Here is a 21314-nt window from a genome sequence, read left to right on the forward strand (position 1 = left end):
CGGCGTACACCGCCCGCGCCGCCTCCAGGGCGCGCGTGTCCACCGCTGGATCCCGGGGCCGTCCGACGCGCTGTGCCTTCGCCACCACGCCATCCTGGCACCTGAGGATCCCGATCCGCCCGGGACCGGGGCCGTGCGTCTTTTGTGCTGCTATGGCGACCCAAAAGACGCACGGCCCCGGGACCAAGCCGAACGTCCAGCACTGGACCGGATTAAGGAGAGCCGCCTTGCGCACCCAGGTCGCGATCGTCGGCGGCGGCCCCGCCGGGCTTCTGCTGTCCCACCTGCTGCACCTGCACGGCATCGATTCCGTCGTGCTGGAGCGGCACAGCCAGGAGTACGTGCAGCACCGCGTGCGCGCCGGCGTGCTCGAACAGGGCACCGCGGACCTGCTGCGCGAAGCCGGGGTCGGCGACCGGATGCTGCGCGAGGGCGACGTGCACGACGGCGTGCACCTGCAGTTCGACGAGGAACGCCTGCGCATCCCGTTCCGCGAACTCACCGGCCGCGGGATCACCGTGTACGGCCAGCAGGAGGTGGTGCGCGACCTCGTCGAGCGCCGCCGGCGCGACGACGGCCAGGTGCTGTTCGAGGTCGCCGACGTCGGCGTGCACGACGTGACGACCGACCGGCCGTTCGTCCGCTTCACCCACGAGGGCGTCGAGCGCGAACTGCGCGCCGACTTCGTCGCGGGCTGCGACGGCTTCCACGGCGTCTGCCGGGACACCATCCCGGCGGGGACGCGGACCGTCTACGAGCGCGTCCACCCCTTCGGCTGGCTGGGCGTCCTGGCCTCCGTCGCGCCGTCCTCCGGCGAGCTGATCTACGCCAACCACGCCAACGGATTCGCGCTGCACAGCATGCGGTCGGCCGAGGTGAGCCGCTTCTACCTGCAATGCGCCCCGGACGAGCCGCTCGACGAGTGGCCGGACGAGCGGATCTGGGCGGAGCTTCGGACCCGGTTGGGCACGCCGGGCTGGACGCTGCACGACGGCCCGATCACCGACAAGACCGTCACCGCGATGCGCAGCTTCGTGGCCGAACCGCTGCGCCACGGCCGCCTCTTCCTGGCCGGCGATTCCGCCCACATCGTCCCGCCGACCGGCGCGAAGGGGCTCAACCTCGCGGTGTCCGATGTGGACCGGCTCGCCGACGCGGTGGCCACCTACCACCGGACCGGCAGCACCACCGGCCTGGACGGCTACTCCGCCGCCTGCCTGCAACGGGTCTGGCGGGTGCAGAACTTCTCGTGGTGGATGACCTCGCTGACGCACCACTTCGGCGGCCCGGACGCGGCCTTCGAACGCCGCCTGCAGCGCGCCCAGTTCGACTACCTCCGCACCTCCACCGCAGCGGCCACCACGCTGGCGGAGAACTACGTCGGCCTCCCCCTGCGCTGACGGTTCACAGGTCGACCGGCAGCCACCCGGAGCCCCGGTCCCCGGCGGCGCTCCGGTGCTCCTCCCACCCGGCCAGCGTCGGCAGGTCGGCGGCGTCCGGGGCGTCCAGCGGCGGCTGCCACTGGCGGCCCGCCGCGACGACCACGAGCGGATCGGGCGGGAGCCCTCGCCGGAGGTCGAGCAGCAGGTCCAGGAACCGCTCACCGAGCGGCGCATCCGCGTTGTCCAGCAGGGCGACGCAGTTCATCGCGCGCCCCGACCGCCTGCCCGCGTAGGCCTGGCGCAGGTCGGTGAGGAAGGCCGCCAGGAGCACCTCGTCGAACTCGCGCGAACCCACCGCATCCGGCTCCGCCCACGGATCCGGTGCCACACCGGCGGAATCCCGGAACCCGGTCAACGCCCGCAGCCGCCTGCGCCACTGCGCCCGCTCGCCGCCGCTGAGCAACGCGTCCGCGAGGACGCCAGACCAGTTCAGCAGGGCCCCCGACGCCTGCAACGCGCCGACCACGGCGTCGAACGTCACCCGGGAGAAGTCCGGCTGCTCCGCGGCGAGCACCGCGTTGCGCAGTTTGGACAACGCCGTCCCGGCGCCGAAACCCGAACCCGCGGCGACGATGCACAGCATCAGGTGGCGGAACTGCGGCGAACCCCGGCCGCCGAACCGCACGGCCAGCTCGACCACCGCCCGGCGCAGCGACGTCAACCCCTCCGCGTCGAAGTCGAGCCGGGTGTGCGGCACGGACGGCCCGCAGTCCTCCGCCAGGTACGCCAGCATCTCGGTGCCGCTGCCGAGCAGCCGGATCACCGGCAGCTCGCGCACCCGGCCGTCCGGCGGCGTGATGCACTCCTGCACGAGGTCGTGGAGCAGGTCGTACCGGCTCCTGACCACCGGTTCCGGTTCGGGATCGGGATCCGGCGGCGCGCTCGGGCCTGCCAGGTGCTTGTCGAGGGCGGCGAGGAGCCTGCCCAGTTCGGAGTCGGAGGTGCCGGGGTTGAGCACCACGCCGTTGTGCTGCGTCAGCGGCCGCAGGCCGGTCGGCAGTTCCGCCGATTTCGGCATCGCCGCGTCGTCGATCAGCACCGGGATCACCCGCACGCCGTTGTGCAGCGCCGTCGAGATCTCCCGCACCACGACGTCGTTCGGGTTCTCCAGGCGCCGCTGTCCGAGCTCGTCGGCGATGACCATCCACTGCGGACCGATCACCGCGAGCAGCACGGCGCAGGACTCCAGCTCGCGCTCGATCTCCTGGACGTAGTTGACGCCCGGGTCCATCCCCGTGTCGAAGAACACCCGGTCGGCGCCGAACCGCTCGCGCAGCACGACATTCAGCCAGCGCGCCGCGTAGGCGTTGTCGCCGTGGCGGTAGCTGATGAAGATGCGTTCGCGCGCGGGCGCTTCGAACGGCTGCATCGACCACTCCCCAATCGTCGACCGGTCGCTACGGCAGGTACGGGGTTCCCGTCTCCGAGATCACGACCGGCACCGACGAGATGGGCCGGCCGATCTCCTTGGTCACCCGGAACACCAGCAGGGCCTTGCTGTCCGGGCGCCCGGTCTCCGTGTCGAAGGAGAGCCAGCCGCTGGCGCCGTCCACCGCCCCCGTGTCGCTCATCCGGTCGAACTCCGCGGCGACCCCGTCCGCGCTGGGCAGCTTCTCGCCGAACTTGTTGTTGTGCACGGCGCGGCGGGCCGCGGTGACCGCCACGCCCAGCGCGTCGAAGGTGACGATGGCCAGGCCGTCATCGATCGACTCGCCGGGGAACTCCTGCTGGAAGACGGCGGTCGCGGTGGAACCGGGGATGAAGTACTCGGTCGATCGCCGTGGGAAGTACTCCGGCGCGGCGCGCCACGCGGCCGGTGCGGCCAACTGCGAGTACTCCAGCGTGATCCCGGATTCCAGGCTGCGCTGGATTTCCTGGTCGCCACCGATGTTCACGACGCTGTCGGTGATGAGCACGCGCATCTTCAGCTCCGTGCAGGAGCGGGAGGACAGCGCGTTGAGGAACGGCTTCAGCTCGCGCAGCCGGCCGGCGAACAAGATCACGTCCGGCCTCTTCAGGCAGATGTTCGGCACCATCGCCGGGAAGGTGTTGGCGGTGGCGAGCTGCGCGGAGTCGAACGGTTCGCCGCGCACCAGCTTCCCGCCGCGCTGCTGGTACGCGGCCTCGTACGCGTTCGCCAGGTCCTGGGCGAAGACCTCGTCCTCGTTGCGGTCCCAGACGACCAGCGCGAGCTGCGTCTCCTCCAGGCGCTTGACCAGCGCGCCGGCCTGCGCGGAGTTCGGCGGCGCCACCCGCAGCAGCCCCTTCGCCTCGGTCGCCGCCGGATCGGTCGCGAACTTGTCGGCGGTGATGATCGCGCCGACCATCGGAATCCCGTGCTGGGACAGGCGGTTTATCGCGTCCCTGGTGCCCGCGAGGCTCTGCCCGAGCCCGGTCACCGCCACCAGCCGGCCGTTCTCCTCGGGCTCCGCGAGCTGCCGCAGCTGCTCGACCACGGGCTCCCACTGCGCGCTCCGGCTGCCCGGGTTGGCCAGCAGCACCTGGATCAGCGGCAGGTTGCCGCCCCATTCCTCCCGGCCGTCGGCGTTCGCGCGCAGCTGCGAAACGTAGGTGCCCTCCAGACCGCGCCGGACCGCCTCGATCGTGGTGGTGTCGGGCCTGGCGACGGTGAGCGGGCTGAAGTAGGCGATGCTGACGTAGGGCTTGTTCTGCTCGCGGCTGACCCGCCGCACCCGGGCGTTCTCCGCCGCGATCTTGTCCTGCACGACCCGCAGGCTGCCGTCGAAGCCGCCCCGCCCATCGCTGAGCCCGAACTCGCCCGGCCCGTCGGTGACCCCGATGCACTCGTCCAGCGGCCCCGTCCGGTGCAGCCCGGAAGCGCAACCGCTCGTCGTCGTGACGACGAAGTAGGCGGCGACCACCAGCACCACCGCGCAGGCCGCGGCGATGCCCAGCTGCGGCCAGCGCCGCCTGGCCACCGGAACGTGGAACGGTCGCCGCTCCCTGCCGTCCTCCCCCATGCCGACCTCCCCGTCCGCACAAACAGGCAGTCCGCAACCATGTCGTCGCGGAACGTGATCAGTCAAGCCGTTCCGCGAATCCGGGGCGGACCTGTGATCCCGCACGGAGCAACATTGGGCCGGCCGGTGGAAAAATCGTTTCGCGGCAGGAGCACCGGGCTGAATAATCGGCCCAATGGAGTTCAGCGATTTCGACGCGCGGGGATATCGCACCGTGGACGTCCGCACCGGATACGGCGAATGGGTCGCACACTACGAGCAGACCGTCGAGGACGCGATGGACATCGCGCTGCTCGACCGGCTCCAGGAGCCGTCCTGGGCGGCCGTCGCGCGGGCCGCCGACCTCGGCTGCGGCACCGGACGGACCGGTCAGTGGTTGCGGGACAAGGGAATCCCGTCGATCGACGGGGTGGACCTGACGCCGGAGATGCTCGCCGTCGCGCAGCGCCGCGGCGCCCACGACCGGCTCGTGGAGGCCGACGTCGCGGCCACCGGTCTCCCCGATGCGGCCTACGACCTGGTGATCTCGTCGCTGATCGACGAGCACCTGGACGACCTGAACCCGCTGTACCGGGAGGCGTGGCGGCTGGCCGCGCCGAAGGCCGCGTTCGTGCTGGTGACGTTCCACCCGCACTTCATCATGACCTCGGGCATGCCGACGCACTACACCAACGACGCCGGCGAATCGGTGGCCATCACGACCAACGTGCACCTCATCAGCGACCACGCGGCGGCGGCGCTCGCGGCGGGCTGGCGGCTGGCGGAGCTGCGCGAGGGCGTGATCGACGAGGAATGGCTCGCGGTGAAGCCGAAGTGGGAGCGCTTCCGCAACCACCCGATCTCCGCCGCCTACGTCTGGCGCAAGGACGGCTGACACGGTCGGGCGATGCCGGGAATGCCTCGGGCGGTCGCCATGTTGGCCATGGTCATGACCGCAGAACTCGGCAAACTCGGCATCTGGCGGCTGTCCACCGGGCTCGACCCCGAACTGGCGATCGAGGTGGAGAGGCTCGGCTACGGCACGATCTGGATCGGCGGCTCGCCGCCGGCGGACCTGGCGCTGGCGGAACGGCTGCTGGACGCCACCGATGGGATCACCGTCGCCACCGGGATCGTGAACATCTGGAACTCCGATGCCGGCACCGTGGCCGAGTCCTACCACCGGATCGCCGCGAAGCACCCGGACCGGTTCGTCCTCGGCATCGGCGCCGGGCACCGCGAGATGACCGATACCTACACCAAGCCGTACCAGGCGCTGGTCGACTACCTCGACCGGCTGGACGCCGCCGGGGTTCCCGCGTCCGGCCGCGTGCTCGCCGCGCTCGGCCCGAAGGTGCTCCAGCTGGCCGGCGACCGTGCCGCGGGAGCCCACCCGTACCTGACCGTTCCCGCGCACACCAGGCACGCCAGGGAGATCCTCGGCGACGCGCCGCTGCTCGCCCCGGAGCAGAAGGTCGTGCTCGACACCGACCCGGAGCGCGCCCGCGCTACCGGCCGCGCGGCGGTGGAGATGTACCTGAACCTGAGCAACTACACCAAGAACCTGCGCCGGTACGACTTCACCGTCGAGGACGTCGCGGTGCCCGGCAGCGACCGCCTGATCGACGCCTTGGCCCTGCACGGCAACGCGGAGCAGATCGCCGAAGGCATCAACGCGCACCTGGAGGCGGGCGCGAACCACGTGAGCATTCAGGCCCTCGGCGACGACCCGCTGCCGACCTTCCGCACGCTCGCCGAAGCGCTGCGCTGACGTCAGGGGCGGGTCGGGGTTCTCCCCGATGCGCGGTCGTCGGTGCGGCGGGAGGATTCCCTGGTCCGAAGTGGAGGATCGGGGGTTTCGTGGCGACGCGTGGGGCTTGGTCGAGGTCGCCGTGGACGTTCTTCGGCCTGGTCTTCGTCCTGGCCGCCCCGTTCGTGCTCCTCGGCGAGTTCTCCGACGTGCGGCTGCCGGCGAACCTGCCGTTGAGCGCCCTGCAGTTCGTCGTCCCGCTGGTGGCCGCTGCGATCCTCGTCGGCATCAACGACGGTGCCGGCGAGGTGCGCAGGCTTCTCCGCGCCGCCGTTGACGTTTCGAGCATCAGGCGGCGGATCTGGTACGCGCCGATCCTGCTGATCATGCCCGGGGTCACGCTGGTTTCGTACTGGCTGATGCTGCTCGCCGGGCAACCGCTGCCCGAACCGCGCATCTCGTGGCCGACGGTGCTGATCTACTGCGTCATCTACTTCATCGCGGGCGTCGCGGAGGAAGTGGGCTGGACGGGCTACGCCACCGGCCCGATGCAGCAGCGGTGGGGAGCGCTCGGCGGCGGCGCCATCGTCGGAACCGTGTGGGCGGCCTGGCACCTGGTGCCGTACCTGCAGATCCACGAGCCCGCGTGGGCGTTCTGGCAGTGCGCCTTCACCGTCGCGGCCAGGGTGATCATCGTTTGGCTGCACGACAACACGGGGCGCAGCGTGTTCGCCGCGGTCCTGTTCCACACGACGATGAACGTGACGTACTCGATGTCGGAGGACGGCTGGGCCTACGACCCGGCGTTCGCGGCGCCCGTCATGCTGGCCGCGGCGGCGCTGGTCGTGGCCCTCTGGGGGCCGAAAACCCTTGCCCGATACCGGTTCTCGTCCCGCTGATCACAGGCGAGCACCGATGCCGTCCAGCACGCGTTGCAAGCCGAACTCGAACCAGTCGTCGAGCCGCGCCTCCGCGGACACCTCGGCCAGCCACGGATAGCGGACGCCTGCGGTGCCGACCAGGTGGTCCCGCCGCGACGACCACCACCGCTCGTCGCCGACCCCGGAGTCCCGGAACGCCTCGTCCTCCGCGGTCAGCAGCAGAGCCATGCCCTGCACGTAGCCGCTGACCAGCAGGTACACCGAGAGGCTCGTGTCGGCGTCGAAGTGCCCGGCGAGCGCGGTCATCGACCGGTCGACCATCGCGAGCACGGAGCCGCCCAGCGGCGGGCGCGTCGATGCCAGCACCGCCAGCACCCACGGATGCCGTTGGTACAGCGCCCATTCGTGGCGCGCCTGGTGCTCCAGCACTGCACGCCAATCGCCTGAATCCCGATCTGCTGGCCGGTGTTCCGCGACAACGGCGTCCACCATCGCGCGGACCAGTTCGTCCTTTCCGGACACGTGCCGGTACAACGCCATCGCGGCAACGCCGTTGCTCGCCGCGACGGCGCGCATGGAGACGGCGGCAAGCCCTTCGGCGTCGGCGATCCGGATCGCGCTCCGCACGATCGCCGCGCGGTCCAGCTCTCCGCGCGCGCGTTCGCCCCTGGGCATGGAACGGCGGTTCAGCCCGCCGCCGTCCTTTCGGGCCCGGTACGCGCGCGCCTGGCAGGAGCGGCTGCAGTAGCGGCGCGGCCTGCCCCGCTCGGCGGCCGTGAGCTCGACACCGCATTGCGCACACCGCATGGGATCTTCCTTTCCGTCACACGACTTCCCGTGACGAAAAGGCTCGCCACCACCCGATACTGCCCGAAGAATGGCGGGGAGCAGGGATGTTTACCACGTATTGGAGGGACCGCGATGGATCTGATCGTCCGCCGGGCCGCGCCCGCCGAACTGGACCGCATCGTCCCGGCCTACGCCGCGGCCTGCGCCGACGAAGCGGTCACCAGCTGGGTCACGTCCGGCCGGGAGCTCCCCGGCGCGCTGTTCCGGGACTCCGTCCGCGAAGCGCTGGGCGGGGACGAAGTCCTGGTCGCGCAACGCGCGGACGGGACGATCGAAGGGCTGTCGGTCTGGCTGACCTTGCGGTCGGCGGAGCGGGTCCGCCAGGAGGCGGTGGCGCTGGCCGAATCGGCCGGCGCCGATCCCGTGCTGCGCCGCATGGCCACCGTGATGACGCTGGTCGCGCAGCGGCACCCGGACGAGCCGCACGTTTTCCTGTCCTCCATGAGCGTGCTCGCCGCGAGCCGTGGAAGCGGCGTCGGAAGCGCGATCCTGCGGCACCGGCTCCACCGAGCCGACGCCGAGGCCCAGCCGACGTACCTGGAAGCGAGCACGCCGCGAAACCAGGCCCTCTACGCGCGGCACGGCTTCGAGCCGCTGGGCGAGCCGATCGAGCTTCCCGACGACGGCCCCCGGCTGCAACCCATGTGGCGCGAACCGCGCCCGGCGGACAGCTGAACCGGGCCTGGCCGCCAGGACCAACAGGGGCGAAGTCGCTTGGCGAGCGCGCGATGTGACGTTTTCGCGCGAAACCGCCGTACGGCACGCGTGGGAACGCCGTTTTCGCGCGAAACCGCCGCCGCAAGGCCACGACGCGCACCGGCGCGAGACAGGCACTCGAACGGCCCAGCGGCTTCCACCTGCCGCGGATCAGTCGATGATCGCGGTGGCCTCGACCTCGACCAGGTGCTCGGGCACGTGCAGCGCCGCCACGCCCAGCAGCGTGGCCGGTGGCACCGGCGTGACGCCCAGCTTCGCCGCCGCCCGCGCGACGCCTTCCATGAACAAGGGCAGCTTGTCCGGCGTCCAGTCGGCGACGTAGACGGTCAGCTTCGCCACGTCGTCGAAGGAAGCGCCGACCTCGGCCAGGGCGGTGCCGACGTTGAGGTAGCACTGCTCGACCTGGGCGGTGAGATCGCCTTCGCCGACCGTGACCCCGTTGGCGTCCCACGCGACCTGCCCGGCGATGAAGACCAGCTTCGAGCCGGTCGCGATCGACACCTGCCGGTAGGCGCCGATTTCCGGCAATCCGCCGGGGTTCACCAGGGTGATGGCCATGCTGCCTGCTTCCTCCTCGGGCGAGCCCGGGGGCTCGTCTCCTCCGGTTCTTCGAAAACCGTAGGAAAGTGGCCGCTGACATGGAAGAACGCACTTTTCAGTGACTCGGGAACCTCGCGGTGACCGAGCAGTTCAGCGCGAGGACGGCGGATCAGGACCGGTCGGCGAGGTCGTGCGCGGGGACGCCGGCGATCTCCAGGAAGGCCTTCGCCGCGGGCGTCGGGCCGACGTCGTTCCACGCCAGGTACTCGATGCGGGCCGGCGCGTCGGACACCTCGATGGTGTGCACGCCCGTCAGCTGCGGCACGTAGGTGGAGGCGAGCATGGCGATGCCGAGGCCCCGCCGGACGATCCGGACCATCAGGTCCGGGGCGGGCACCTCGAAGGCGATGTCTCGGTCGAGGCCCGCCGCGGCGAAGGCCTGATCGGATTGGGCGCGACCGGCCGACCCGAGTGGGAAGTCCACGAACACCTCGGCGGAAAGCCGGCGGAGGTCGACCTCCGGTTCCCCGGCGAGCGGGTGCCCGGGCGCGACGACGGCGACGAGCCGATCCCGGGCGGTCACGCGGGTGTGGACCCCGCGCGGCTGGATCGTGGCCGGCAGCCCCAGGCAGGCGACGTCGAGGACGCCATCCCTGACCTGCTCGACGAGCTCCTCGCTGGCGCCGACGCGCAGGCCGATGCGCACGTTCGGGTACCGGCTGCGGAATTCGTGCAGCGCGGCCGGGATGTCCACCGCGGCGACGGTGGGGATCACGCCGACGGTCAGCCGCCCGCGCACCTCGCCGAGGGCCGCCGCGACCTCGGCCGCGGCGCGCTCGGCGGCGTCGAGGCATTGCCGGGCGGCGGGCAGGAACGCCTCGCCGGCCGGCGTCAGCCGCACCCGGCGGCTGGTGCGCTCGAAGAGCTTGCCGCCGAGTTCCCGTTCCAGGCGCGCCACCTGGTGGCTGAGCGCGGACTGGACGACCAGGCACCGCTCGGCGGCACGGGTGAAGCTGTTCGTCTCGGCGACCGCGATGACGTAGCGCATCTGCTGGAGCTCCATAAATCTATCGTGCATCGAGATGGATCCGGTGACAAACATGTGTTGGACTCATCGATGCTGGTAGGCCGAGACTTGCCGGGTGATGAACCAGACGATCTCCGCGACCGCCGACAGCGGCGCGGCAAGCGGGATCGCATCCCGCACCGCGCTGACGGCGCTCGCGCCCATGGTGTGGGGCACGACCTACGTGGTCACCACCGAACTCCTCCCGCCAGGACATCCCTTCTTCGCGGGGATCCTGCGCGCGTTGCCCGCAGGGCTGGTCGCGTTGGCGCTCACGCGGACGCTGCCGCGCGGGACGTGGTGGGGAAAGGCCGCGGTGCTCGGCGTGCTGAACATCGGGATGCTCTTCGCGATGTTGTTCGTGGCTGCCGAGCGGCTGCCGGGCGGCGTCGCCGCCACGCTCGGCGCGTCGCAACCGCTCATCGTGGCGGTCCTGGCGGTCGCGGTCCTCGGTGAGCGCCTCTCAGCTTGGCGGTTCACCTGGGGTGTCGTCGGCGTCGTGGGCGTCGGCCTAGTGGTGATCGGCCCGGATGCGGCGTTCGACGGCCCCGGTGTCCTGGCCGGCCTCACCGCCGCGGCTTCGATGGCGTTGGGCGTGACGCTCACCAAGCGGTGGGGGCGTCCCGCCGGTGTCGGGCCCACCGCGTTCGCGGGGTGGCAGCTCACCGCCGGCGGCCTGTTCCTCGTGCCCGTCACGTTCTTCTTCGAGGGGCCGCCGCCGGCGATCGACCTGCCCGGCGCACTCGGCTACCTCTGGCTGGGCCTGGTCGGCGGTTTGGCCGCCTACGTCCTGTGGTTCCGCGGCATCAAGACGTTGCCGGTCACCTCGGTCGCCGTCCTCGGCCTGTTCTCCCCGATCGTCGCCGCGCTCCTCGGCGCGGTGCTGCTCGGCCAGACGCTCGGCCCGATCCAGCTGCTCGGCTTCGCGCTCTCGCTGGCCGCAATCGTCGCGGGCCAGTTCTCCCCGCGCCTCACCCCGAACCTCACCGCAGAAAGGACCGCACGTTGAAGATCGCCGTCATCGGAGCCGCAGGCATGGTCGGCTCCCGAGTCACCTCGGAAGCCGCCGAACGAGGACACGACGTCACTGCCGTGTTCCGCGGAGAAGTACCCGCATCCCTGCCCGGAGGTGTGAGCGCCGTCCGGGGCAATGCCACCGATCGGGACCGGATGAGCAAGCTGTTCACCGAAGCCGACGCGATCGTGGCGGCGACCCGCCCCCGTCCGGGGCTGGAAGGCACGGTCCCCGCGACGATCACGGCTTTGCTCGACGCGGCCGTGGAAACCCGAACCCGCATCGTCGTCATCGGCGGCGCCGGACCGCTGCGGACCCCGGGACGCCCCGGGCAGCTCGTGGTCGACAACCCCGACTACGTGGCCCCGGAGTGGCGCGTCATCGCCGCGGCCAGCGTCGCGCAACTGGACGCCTGCCGCGAACACCCGGCCGACTGGGTGTACCTGTCGCCGCCAGCGGTCCTCGAACCGGGCCACCGCACCGGAACCTACCGGCGCGGCGGAACCACGCTCCTCACCGACGCGGAAGGCGCGTCCCGGATCTCGGCGGAAGACCTCGCGGTGGCGGTCCTCGACGAACTGGAGAACCCGCGCGGGGAGGAGCACTTCACCGTCGGCTACTGACCGGAGTGCGAGGCCGAAGGACTCACGGCCGGGCGCTGCGGCAGTCGGCGAGGCGCTCACTCGGGCTGGAGCAGGATCGCCCCGCCTGTCTGCGGCATCGCGGACTTCCCCGCGAGTCAGACGGTCGGGCGTTCGTCCTGGCGCGTCCAGGTCCAGGGGACGCAGGGGTCCATCTCGCCGGACAGCGCGAGGGTGATCAGGCACCGGCGCACGTCGTCGACGGGGATCACGTCGTCGGGCAGGAACGTGGCGTTGTGCTCCTGGTTGACGGTGATGGCGGGCAGGTCGTCGCCGCCGGCGCCGCGGGTGGTGAAGCACAACGCGGCAGTGTGATCGGTTTCGGGGAACTCGGCCATGACCGCGCCCCATCCGCCGCGGTAGCCGAAGGTGACGAAGATGTGCTGGTCGAGCACTTCGTCGGACGGGGCGATGCGCCACGCGTCCGGCGGCTCGACGAGCAGGTAGACCTGGCCGTCGTCGGGCACCGCCAAGATCTCGTCGATCATCGCGATCTTGTCCTCGTCGGTCGCGACGACGACGTAGTCGTCATCGGCGGCGGCGGCCCGGTCGATGCGCATCCGGCCGGTGCGCTGGCTCCGGCCGCCGGTGACGCGCTCGTGAACGCAGGGCAACCCGTTGGGCACCGGAATCACGGTCAGCGCGGCATCGTCGACCACCGCGGTGGTGATCCCTCCGTCACGGGCGTTGGAGACCCACCGGGCGTGGTCGCCGGACAGGTCGGTGCCGTCGTCGAGGACGTGCCCGATGAGCTCGGCCAGCCAGTCGGCGGCCTCGACAGGGGTGTTGAGGATCCGGTCCGGAACGAGCGTCTTGACCCGCTCGTCATCGGGTAAGGCATCGTTCGCCTCGGCGGCCTCGATGTAACCGTGGAAGTGATGACCGCCCATGGAGCCGGAATCCCCCTCTGTTGATCTTCCAGCGAAGGCTAGCCAACGCCAAAACCCCCACGGCGGTTAACGCCAGGAGAACTAGTCGTGCACGAGTCTGGTCGTGTAGCCCGCTTCGACGAGATGGGCGTACGCCTCGTTCACCTCGGGTGGGACTTCTTGGGGGATGGCGAAGCCCTTCTCGGCGTAGAGCTCCACTCGCTGCGTGTCCCCCACGAGCATGTTGATCACTCGGTCCACGTCGCCGATCAACCGCACGTACTCGTCCAGGGGCAGGCGCTGCGAGCTGCACACGATCTTCACCTCCGGCCAGATCTTCCTGGCCGTCGCGAACGCTCGTCGCTGTTGGTACGGGCGCGACACCAGCAGCATCGATTCGCACCGGATTCCCTTGGCCGCCAGGAATTCTCGCGTGTACTCGATGTTCTCGGCCGTATTAGTCGCTCGCGGCTCCACCGCGATCGCCGAGTCCGGCACTCCGCGCTCCAGCGCGCGTTCGCGGTAGTGCACGGCCTCTCCCCTCGGGAAGCGCTCCACCGTTGTAGGCGCGTTCGCTCCGGTGAACACGATCAGCGGGAAGTAGCCGCCCCGATAGAGGTCGACGACGTGGTCCGCCACGCCGAGGTCGTGGCCGCCCAGACCGACGCCCACGTCGCAGGGCCGGAGCTCGTGGTGGAGATCGTGGTAGTCCCAGAGACTCTGCACGTCCGCTCGGACGCGTTCGGGAATGGCCGGCGTCGGTGCGTTCATGGCAGCCTTTCGCGCCTTCGGCTCGGTCAGGGATCTCGCCCTCAGGATGCTCGCCGCTGGGCGGCGATCTCGCACGGCGTTGCCCGCCCGGGAGCGCAAGATCGCGGATCAGCACGGTTCGCAACAGCGCGGGAAAGATCTGGAGATGATCTCCCCCGTCGGCCCCGCGGTGTTCCACCAGGTGTTTTGTGGGGCAGGTGGGACTTGAACCCACGACCTGACGGATTATGAGTCCGCTGCTCTGACCTGCTGAGCTACTGCCCCAGGATTGCTTTCGCAATACCGGCGATCGTAGCGATGTCGCGGGGGGTTGGAGCTGGCGGGTGGACCCGCCGACCGGCCTACGGCCCGATTGGTCGGACCGGTCGAATGCGCTGCGCACGGCGTTACGCCGAGCGGACTACCGGGGGGTTTCGGACGGACGAAAACGGGGCCGGCGCACCCGTGCGATGCGCCGGCCCCGATCGGTCTGCTGCTCAGCCGATGAAGCTGAACACGTCGAAGGCTCCGGTCAGCTGGCCGATGACCGCGATCGTGGCCATCAGCGCGCCGATCCCGGCCACCGTCAGCACCGAGAGCATGATCAAGTAGACGAGCGCCTTGATCGGCTTCGGCAGCTTGGCGACCGAGGCGAAATCAGGCAGCGAGATGTGCGATTCCTTGCCGATACCTGGTGCGGACATACTGACTTCCCCCGTCCTCTGTCAGTCCCCTTGGACGAACCACCACTGCTCAAGAGACGAAGCGCAACGGGATTCCGTTGCGCGCAACGCATCACGAGTTCGTTTCGGTCAGCAATCGAGCAGATCAACCAGCACAGTCGGTCTTTCCGGCCCGCGGCTCACGGGCTCGGACAAATCATCCGTGCTCCAACCGACCGCCGCGAGCCGGCCATGGACGAGATCGTGCGGTAATCCCGGATCGTTATCCGACCCGCCGTCCAAATCGCTCGGACAGGTGACACGAACGCGGAACCGCCCCACTACCAGAAGATCCAGTCGCGGGACTCTCCCCGGCTCATGCGCTGCTCGCACCCGCCACCGGCCGAATGCCTGCCGTCGCGGTTGCGCTCCTGCTCAAAGCTTACCTTGTCGGGTGAACTCCGGTGCCACCGACCGCGTGCGTCCACAGAGGCCGGTCACGGGCAGCGGCGCCGGTGGGGCAAGCCGGGCGCGCGCGTTCCACTCCTGCTCGGCGAAGCCGGGATCAACTGCGGCGCGCTGCTCTGCCGGCCTTCGAGGCGGTTCGGCGGCGCCGTCGTTCCGGGCGGCAAGCTGGCCGCCGAGCTGCGGGAGGCGATGTTCCGGATCGAAAGACGGTCCCGCCCCGGGCGTCGAGACGACCGGGGCGGGACCGCTACAGGAGGCGACGATCAGGTGCCGACGCGCCAGTCGGTCAGGTACCGCTTCTGCTGGTCGGACAGCTGCTCGATCTCGATGCCGTAGGCGTCCAGCTTCGCCTTCGCCACGCGGTTCTCGATGTCCTTCGGGATGCCGTGCACGCCCGCGGGCAGCGACTCCGCGTTGGCCACCAGGTATTCCAGCGCCAGCGCCTGGGTCGCGAAGGTCATGTCCATCACCTCGGCCGGGTGCGCCTCCGCGGCCGACTGGCCGACCAGCCGGCCCTCGGCCAGCAGCAGCACCCGGTTGCCCGCCGGGAGCCGGTACTCGACGCAGTTCGGGCGGAGCTCGGTGACCTCTTCGGCCTCCTTGCGCAGGTCCTCGACGCCGATCTCGATGTCGAAGTGGCCGGAGTTCGCGACGACCGCGCCGTCCTTCATCTTGCGCATGTGCTCGATCGTGATGACGTCCCGGTTCCCGGTGACCGTCACGAAGATGTCGCCGTGCTCGGCGGCGCGCGACATCGGCATCACGGTCAGGCCGTCGAGGACGGCCTCCAGCGCCCGCACCGGGTCGACCTCGACGACGATGACGTTGGCGCCCATGCCCCTGGCGCGCATCGCGACACCGCGGCCGCACCAGCCGTAGCCGACGACGACGAAGGTCGAGCCGGCGAGCAGCATGTTGGTCGCCCGCAGGATGCCGTCGATGGTGTTCTGGCCGGTGCCGTAGCGGTTGTCGAACAGGTGCTTGGTGGCCGCGTCGTTCGTCGGGAACACCGGGTAGCGCAGCGCGCCGTCGTCGGCCATGTTCTTGATCCGGAGGACGCCCGTGGAGGTCACCTCGGTGCCGCCGATCACGTCGGTGAGGAGCTCGGCGTGGTCGTTGTGGATCGTGGTGGTGAGGTCCGCGCCGTCGTCGACGACGATGGTCGGACGGGTCTTGAGCACCGCCTGGACGTGCTCGTAGAACGTGTCGCGGTCGGCGCCGTACACCGCGAAGACCTCGGCGCCGAGGTCCCGCTGGATCGAGGCGGCGACGTCGTCCTTGGTGGACAGCGGGTTGGATCCGCACAGCGCGACCTCGGCCCCGCCCGCGACCAGCGCGCGCACCATGTTCGCCGTCTCCGTGGTGACGTGCAGGCAAGCTGCGATGCGGTGACCGGTGAACGGCTTCGTCTCCGCGAACTGCTCTGTCAGCGTGCGCAGAACCGGCATGCGCCGGGACGCGAAATCTATCTTGCGTTGTCCTTGATCGGCCAGCGCCAGATCGTGCACCATACCCATCGAAAAGCCCTGCTCTCCTCAGTCACGTCAGCCTGGAGCGCACTCCGGAAAGATCGGGGTGCACTCATCTTCGAAAGGCCGCCACGTCATTTCCACGGGGCGCCGGTGCTGGAGAAGATCCCCGGGACATTGAGCGGGTGAATTCACATTTCTCCAACACTGGAGCCGACCCTACAGCAGCCCCGCAATGAAGTCGAGCGCGCCATTTGCCCGACCTACTAGAACGCGTTGCCGAACAAAACCGACATCTGCTGGTTCTTCCACCTGCGGCACGCTGGGCGGTTAGCGGGAGCGAACTCCACGTTCACCCATTCGCTGCAACGCATTACGCGGACCGCCGTCGGGGCGAGCGGAATTTTAGGACGCCCCACACCGAAGCCGAAAGGGCGCACACCGATGTGCGTCAATCGCCAGAACGAGTGGCGCGAAAGGTCGAATCGACGTATACCGGCACTTTGGAATATTCCCGGTAAAGACCACTGCGACAGCACTATTCGCAGGTCATCAAGGCTGAATCGGCCAGCGGAACGCCCCTGGACAGAGATGAGCGCATTTCGCGAGAGGCCGTCGGAAACCTCGCCCGCGCCCCCGCGCGCGACTAGGATCTCCACCGGGTCGCCAACGTCGGCGAAATCTCCGCCGGTACGCTCGCCCCGGCTGATCCATCACCTAGGCAGGAACGGGCGAGAACACGACAAGGCCACCACCCGGACCGCCGGTCGTTTCTCGCCGCCGATCTCGCAGGAGGTAGAAACAGTGCAGTACGTGGCCATGCTTCGGCAGAAGTATGTCGCTCACCTGCTCGGATCAAGCATTGTCGGCAGATTGCCGAACGGAATGGCTCCGATCGCGATCGCCATCCATCTCCGGCAGCAGCAGGCCGGTTACGAGGTCGCCGGCCTTTTCACCGCGATTTACGCCTTGAGCACCGCGGGCGGTTCCCCACTGCTCGGCAGACTCGTCGACCGGTTCGGCCAACCGATTGTCATGCTCATTTCCGCCGCCGGCTCGGCGATCGGTTTCTTCGGGGCCGCGTTCCTCCCCGTCGACGACTATTTGCCGCTCGGCGCCTCGGTGGTGCTGGCGGGCGCCCTCACCCCGCCGCTGGAGGCGTGCCTGCGCAGCCTGTGGGCGGACATCCTGCCCAAGGAACAGCTCGAAGCCGGCTACGCGCTGGACTCCTCCACCCAGCAGGTCATCTTCATCAGCGGCCCCCTGCTGGTGGCCGGCGGCATCGCCATCGCCCCCTCCGCCTACGTCGTGCTGGCGACCGGGATGTTCGGCCTGATCGGCGTGGTGGTCTTCTGCCTCGCCCCGCCGGTCTGGCGCTGGCGGCCGGTGCACGCCGAACGGCACTGGCTCGGCCCGCTCCGCTCGCCGCTGCTGACCGTCGTGCTGGTGTGCAACTGCGGCGTCGGCGCGGCCATGGGGGCGTTCAGCATCCTCGCCGTCGCCTACTCCGAGCACGTGTCCCTGCCCAGCATGAACGGCGTGCTGCTGAGCGCGAACGCGGTCGGCGCGATGATCGGCGGCATCGTCTACGGGGCCCGGGTGTGGAAGAGCCGGGACAGCAAGCGGCTCCTGGTGCTGCTCGGCACGCTGGCCGCGCTGTACCTGCCGCTGATGCTGACGCCCGGCGCCATCGCGATGACCGTCCTCGCCTTCATCGGTGGGCTCTTCCTCGCCCCGGCCCTCACCTGTTCGTACGTGCTGGTGGGCCGGATCTGCCCGCCGGGCACCGTCACGGAAGCGTTCGCCTGGCTGGTGACGATCTTCCTGGTCGGCAACGCGGCGGGCGCGGCGACAGCGGGCGCGGCGGTGAGCTCGCTGCCGATCAACCTCGCCTTCGGAGCCATGGCGCTGTTCGCGCTGATCGGGTTCGTGATCTACGTCGTCGGCCTGCGGCTGATCGGCTCCGAATCATCAAGCACCCCGGCGGAATCCGAGCAGTCGACCTCCCGCTGAGGTGGCGGAGGCCGCTCGCGCGCCCCGGCGCGGGCGGCCCTCCGCTGTTCGACCACCGCGTCCAACAGCGTCGCGACTCCATGCTCCTCGTTGGTCGGGATGACGAGATCGGCCGCCGCAAGCACGGAATCCGCCGCGTTGGCCACCGCGACCGCGAGGCCGCCGCGGCCCAGCATCGGCAGGTCGTTGGGCATGTCGCCGACGCACGCGACGCGGCTGAGCTCCACCTGCAGCGCGTCGGCGATCAACTCGACCGCCACGCCCTTGTCCGCCGACCGGTGCGAGACCTCCAGGAAGCGCGTCGTCGAGTAGGTGACGGCGAAACCGCCGCCCAGCAACTCGGCCGTCGCGGCCGCCAGCTCACCCGCCGACCGGTTCGGGTGGGCGACCAGCAGCTTGAGCACCCGTCCGCCGCGCACCAGGTCCGGCACGGACCCGGCACCCAGCTGATCGCGCCAGTCGCTCACGAGGTCGGCCGGGAAGTCCGGATCCAGCGCCAGTTCCTCGGCGCTGACCGCGCCGATGGAGACCGACCCGATCCCCGCCCGCAGCCGTTCGACGGCCCAGGCCGCGCTGGTCGTGGTCAGCACCTGCTCGTACCGGATCTCCCCGCGCTCGTCGCTGATCAGGGCGCCGTTGCTCGCGGCGGTGAAACCGCGCAGCCCTGCCCGGGCCAGCATCGAGATCGTCTCGCGGAAGGGACGACCGGTGATGAAGGCGACGTGGACGCCGTGCTGCTGCGCGCGCCGGACGGCCGCCCGGACGCGGTCGCCGAGCTCGCCGTCGCCGGTGAGCAGCGTGCCGTCCAGGTCGGTCGCGACCAGATCGATGGGCACCGGCACCCGCGCCGAACCCGCCTTCACCAGTCGCTCACGATCAGCGGTTCCCGCGGGTAGACGTGCAGGGCCGTGAGGTGGAACCCGTCGAGCAGCGCGTCCACGTCGGCGACCCCGGTGCGGCGCGCCGTCGCCGTCTCCGCCGCGACCGTGATCCACAGCCAGCCGGAGTCGTAGTCCGCCTTGGCGGGCCCCGATCCCGGCACCGTCACCATCGCGAGGAGGTCCGGCGTGTCGAGCAGGTCCAGCGCCACCACGCCGCCCGCCGCCACGTCGAGGCGCACCGGGCTGGTGAAGCTGACGACGGTGTTCCGGGTGGAGCTCGCCGGGGCGAACCGGACCGAGACGTGCTCCCCGTCGTCGTGCACGAGCGGCTCGCCGCCTTCCGGGAGTTGCGGTTCCTCGTCGGAAAGCCTGCGCAGCTCCTTGGTGAGGCGCTGAACCACCTGCCGCTTGCCGGCGATCGCGCTGCGCACTCCCGGTCTGCTCGCACAGCGCTCCAGCACTGCGAGTTCCGCGTCCACCTCCGCGCGGAACCGCCGGCCCGCGTACTCGCAGCAGATCGCGTCGAGCACGTCGGCGGCCAGCGCGTCGGCCGCGCCGCCGAGGGGACCGCTCGGGTAGGGCGACGGCGCGATCGCCAGCCCGGACAGGACCGCGCGCCCGGCCCGCATGCTCAGCGCCACGGACTCCTCGTCGACTGCGACTCCGCGGCCGCGGAGCGCGTCGATGGCGTCGCCCTCCCACGGCCGGTGGCGGCCTCCCGTCCGCCCCCACCTGGCCGCGAGCTCGACGACCGCGCCGATCAGCGCGGGGTCGGCCTCGGTCAGCAGCGCGGCGCGGCGGGAGATCGCGTCGATGTCCTCGCGGGCCCAGGTCCGGGGATCCGGGCCCACGCCCGTCCCGGGGCGGCGCACGTCACCACCTCCGCTCGATCCAATGTCCACTGTGGTCACACCGCCTGGAGTCGGTCGATGCCGCTGACGGTGGGCGCGGCCAATGCGGACGGACGGCACTCCAGCTCGCCGATCACCGTGTCCGACGGCACGCAGGCGGCCTGCCAGACCACTTCCGCCACGGACTCCACCGTCATCTTCAGCTTCGAGCGGTCGTCGTCCTCGTTGGCGATCGCACCCGGGCTGATCAGCGTGGTGCGCACGCCGTTCTGCCGCTCCTCCAGCAGCAGCGACTCGCACACCGCCTTCATCGCCGCCTTCGCCGCGCTGTAGGAGACGCCGCCCTCGAAGTACCGCGTGCCCGCGTGGCTGCCCATCAGCACGATGCTGCCGTTCGTGCGGCGCAGCGCCGGCAGCGCCGCCTGCACGAGGGCGAGCACGGAGGTGAGGTTCACCGTGAGCGCCTGCGACCAGCGGGCGAGGTCGAGCTCGGCGACCGTGGCGAAGTAGCGGTCCACGGCGTTGGCGACCACCAGGTCCAGGTCGCCTTCCGCCTCGACCACCTCGGCGACGCGGTCCCGCACCGCGTCGACGTCCGCCAGGTCGCACGACAGCGACCGCGGGCCCGGGTCCGGACGCCTGCTCAGCGTCCACACCCGCACGCCGGCCCGCGTCAGGCGCTCCGCGATCGCCTTGCCCGTGCCGCGGTTGGCGCCGGTCACCAGCGCGACGCGGGGCAGGCGGTCAGCGCGCGTCTCGGACATGCGCGATCAACTCCTGCCAGCGTTCCGTGATCACGTCGGCGCCGTCGCCCGCGCGGAAGAGGTCCTTGTCCAGCGCGTTGCCGTGCTGGTCGCGAACCCGCATGCAGTCCGGCGACACCTCGGAGATCACCGTGGGTTCGCCGTCGGTGTCGACCGCGACCACGAGGCAGAAGTCCCAGAGGTCCAGCGGTGCCATCCAGTTCCGCAGCGTGGCGTTGGTCCGCAGGGCCAGGTCGTGGAAGGCCGCGACGGGAACCCCGGCCGCCCGCAGGTAGTCCTCGCCGATGGGCTGGTCCTCCGGGTCGATGCGGAAGTCGAACTTCACCACCGGCGGCTCGAACCGGTGCCCCTCGGCGAACAGGCCGGGGTACTTCCTGGTGGTCGATCCAGTGGCCACGTTCTTGACGATGACCTCGAACGGCGGCGCCGGGCGGTAGTCCGCCAGGTAGCCGATGGGGCCGGTGCGGCGCCGGAAAGCCGTCCGCACACCGGCTTTCGCCAACTGCTGCGCCGCCAGCTCGTAGAAGTCCATCCGCAGCGAGCCGGTGGATTCGATCAGCTCGTCCCGGTCGTAGGTGAAGCTGCGCAGGCTCGGCACCAGTTCGATGAGGCAGGCGTCCTCGCCGATCCGCCAGACCCGCTTGCTGCGCCCGACGACGTCCGGCTCCCGGGCCTGGATCTCCGCGAGGTCCTCGACTGCCACGTCATGCACTGAGTCGCCCATTC

Annotated in this window: 21 protein-coding genes and 1 tRNA gene; 8 read left to right on the forward strand and 14 right to left on the reverse strand. The window is 70.4% G+C overall.

Features of this window, described 5'->3' with window-relative positions; genetic code table 11:
- Nucleotides 1-227: 227 nt before the first annotated feature.
- A complete protein-coding gene (locus E1288_RS39500) occupies nt 228-1400 on the forward strand; it encodes a 4-hydroxybenzoate 3-monooxygenase (protein WP_132493798.1) in 1173 nt (390 codons plus the stop codon).
- 4 nt (nt 1401-1404) lie between these two features.
- Here E1288_RS39500 and E1288_RS39505 read toward each other — a convergent pair whose 3' ends face one another.
- Both E1288_RS39505 and E1288_RS39510 read right to left on the reverse strand, forming a co-directional pair.
- Complete coding sequence (locus tag E1288_RS39505; protein WP_132493799.1) at nt 1405-2811, reverse strand: toll/interleukin-1 receptor domain-containing protein; 1407 nt, start codon at nt 2809-2811, stop codon at nt 1405-1407.
- A gap of 28 nt (nt 2812-2839) precedes the next feature.
- Nucleotides 2840-4423 carry an ABC transporter substrate-binding protein gene (locus tag E1288_RS39510; RefSeq protein WP_132493800.1) on the reverse strand — a complete coding sequence of 528 codons (1584 nt, stop codon included), beginning with the start codon at nt 4421-4423 and terminating at the stop codon, nt 2840-2842.
- A 175-nt stretch (nt 4424-4598) separates the two neighbouring features.
- Here E1288_RS39510 and E1288_RS39515 point away from each other — a divergent pair, with 175 nt between their 5' ends.
- The 3 genes from E1288_RS39515 to E1288_RS39525 all read left to right on the forward strand — a co-directional run bounded on the left by E1288_RS39515 (nt 4599) and on the right by E1288_RS39525 (nt 7051).
- A complete protein-coding gene (locus tag E1288_RS39515) occupies nt 4599-5297 on the forward strand; it encodes a class I SAM-dependent DNA methyltransferase (protein ID WP_132493801.1) in 699 nt (232 codons plus the stop codon).
- 54 nt (nt 5298-5351) lie between these two features.
- On the forward strand, nt 5352-6173 hold the full coding sequence (locus tag E1288_RS39520) for an LLM class F420-dependent oxidoreductase (RefSeq protein WP_132493828.1): 822 nt from the start codon (nt 5352-5354) through the stop codon (nt 6171-6173).
- A gap of 89 nt (nt 6174-6262) precedes the next feature.
- Nucleotides 6263-7051 carry a CPBP family intramembrane glutamic endopeptidase gene (locus E1288_RS39525; RefSeq protein WP_132493802.1) on the forward strand — a complete coding sequence of 263 codons (789 nt, stop codon included), beginning with the start codon at nt 6263-6265 and terminating at the stop codon, nt 7049-7051.
- Here E1288_RS39525 and E1288_RS39530 read toward each other — a convergent pair whose 3' ends face one another.
- Nucleotides 7052-7840 (reverse strand): TetR/AcrR family transcriptional regulator, encoded by a 789-nt coding sequence (locus E1288_RS39530; RefSeq protein ID WP_235884130.1) that lies wholly within the window; start codon nt 7838-7840, stop codon nt 7052-7054.
- A gap of 114 nt (nt 7841-7954) precedes the next feature.
- Between E1288_RS39530 and E1288_RS39535 the strand changes: the two genes are divergently transcribed.
- Nucleotides 7955-8557 (forward strand): GNAT family N-acetyltransferase, encoded by a 603-nt coding sequence (locus E1288_RS39535; protein ID WP_132493803.1) that lies wholly within the window; start codon nt 7955-7957, stop codon nt 8555-8557.
- 192 nt (nt 8558-8749) lie between these two features.
- Here the strand turns inward: E1288_RS39535 and E1288_RS39540 are convergent, their stop codons facing one another.
- Nucleotides 8750-9157 (reverse strand): RidA family protein, encoded by a 408-nt coding sequence (locus E1288_RS39540; RefSeq protein ID WP_132493804.1) that lies wholly within the window; start codon nt 9155-9157, stop codon nt 8750-8752.
- Nucleotides 9158-9308: 151 nt separating this feature from the next.
- Nucleotides 9309-10202, reverse strand: a complete 894-nt coding sequence (locus E1288_RS39545; RefSeq protein ID WP_132493805.1) for a LysR family transcriptional regulator — start codon at nt 10200-10202, stop codon at nt 9309-9311.
- An 82-nt stretch (nt 10203-10284) separates the two neighbouring features.
- On the opposite strand from E1288_RS39545, the gene E1288_RS39550 reads away from it, so the two are divergent.
- Entirely contained in the window at nt 10285-11214 is a 930-nt protein-coding gene (locus E1288_RS39550) for an EamA family transporter (RefSeq protein ID WP_132493830.1), read from the forward strand.
- Nucleotides 11211-11843, forward strand: a complete 633-nt coding sequence (locus E1288_RS39555; protein ID WP_132493806.1) for an NAD(P)-dependent oxidoreductase — start codon at nt 11211-11213, stop codon at nt 11841-11843. The genes E1288_RS39550 and E1288_RS39555 overlap by 4 nt, the downstream gene beginning before the upstream one ends.
- A gap of 116 nt (nt 11844-11959) precedes the next feature.
- Here the strand turns inward: E1288_RS39555 and E1288_RS39560 are convergent, their stop codons facing one another.
- The 5 genes from E1288_RS39560 to E1288_RS39580 form a co-directional block, all read right to left on the reverse strand.
- Entirely contained in the window at nt 11960-12751 is a 792-nt protein-coding gene (locus E1288_RS39560) for a hypothetical protein (RefSeq protein ID WP_132493807.1), read from the reverse strand.
- A gap of 81 nt (nt 12752-12832) precedes the next feature.
- Nucleotides 12833-13501 (reverse strand): YdcF family protein, encoded by a 669-nt coding sequence (locus E1288_RS39565; protein WP_132493808.1) that lies wholly within the window; start codon nt 13499-13501, stop codon nt 12833-12835.
- A 189-nt stretch (nt 13502-13690) separates the two neighbouring features.
- Nucleotides 13691-13765 (reverse strand) — tRNA-Ile (locus E1288_RS39570).
- A 212-nt stretch (nt 13766-13977) separates the two neighbouring features.
- Nucleotides 13978-14184: a hypothetical protein gene (locus E1288_RS39575; RefSeq protein WP_132493809.1), complete on the reverse strand. Its 207-nt coding sequence runs from the start codon at nt 14182-14184 to the stop codon at nt 13978-13980.
- 689 nt (nt 14185-14873) lie between these two features.
- Nucleotides 14874-16127, reverse strand: coding sequence for an adenosylhomocysteinase (locus tag E1288_RS39580; protein WP_132493810.1), 1254 nt, complete (start codon nt 16125-16127; stop codon nt 14874-14876).
- A gap of 771 nt (nt 16128-16898) precedes the next feature.
- Here E1288_RS39580 and E1288_RS47510 point away from each other — a divergent pair.
- Nucleotides 16899-18092 (forward strand): MFS transporter, encoded by a 1194-nt coding sequence (locus E1288_RS47510; RefSeq protein WP_328592543.1) that lies wholly within the window; start codon nt 16899-16901, stop codon nt 18090-18092.
- Here E1288_RS47510 and E1288_RS47515 read toward each other — a convergent pair.
- From E1288_RS47515 to E1288_RS39600, 4 genes are read right to left on the reverse strand one after another with little or no spacing between them, the layout of a single operon-like run.
- Nucleotides 18014-18955, reverse strand: coding sequence for an HAD-IIB family hydrolase (locus E1288_RS47515; protein ID WP_165968499.1), 942 nt, complete (start codon nt 18953-18955; stop codon nt 18014-18016). The genes E1288_RS47510 and E1288_RS47515 overlap by 79 nt on opposite strands.
- A complete protein-coding gene (locus E1288_RS47520) occupies nt 18952-19845 on the reverse strand; it encodes a hypothetical protein (RefSeq protein ID WP_165968500.1) in 894 nt (297 codons plus the stop codon). The genes E1288_RS47515 and E1288_RS47520 overlap by 4 nt, the downstream gene beginning before the upstream one ends.
- Nucleotides 19846-19880: 35 nt before the next feature.
- The gene (locus tag E1288_RS39595; RefSeq protein WP_132493813.1) at nt 19881-20588 is read right to left on the reverse strand and encodes an SDR family oxidoreductase; all 708 of its coding nucleotides are present in this window, start codon (nt 20586-20588) and stop codon (nt 19881-19883) included.
- On the reverse strand, nt 20569-21312 hold the full coding sequence (locus tag E1288_RS39600; RefSeq protein WP_132493814.1) for a phosphoribosylaminoimidazolesuccinocarboxamide synthase: 744 nt from the start codon (nt 21310-21312) through the stop codon (nt 20569-20571). The genes E1288_RS39595 and E1288_RS39600 overlap by 20 nt, the downstream gene beginning before the upstream one ends.
- Nucleotides 21313-21314 lie beyond the last annotated feature (2 nt).

Origin of the sequence: Saccharopolyspora elongata, from assembly GCF_004348985.1 — a bacterium.
Lineage (GTDB): Bacteria > Actinomycetota > Actinomycetes > Mycobacteriales > Pseudonocardiaceae > Saccharopolyspora > Saccharopolyspora elongata.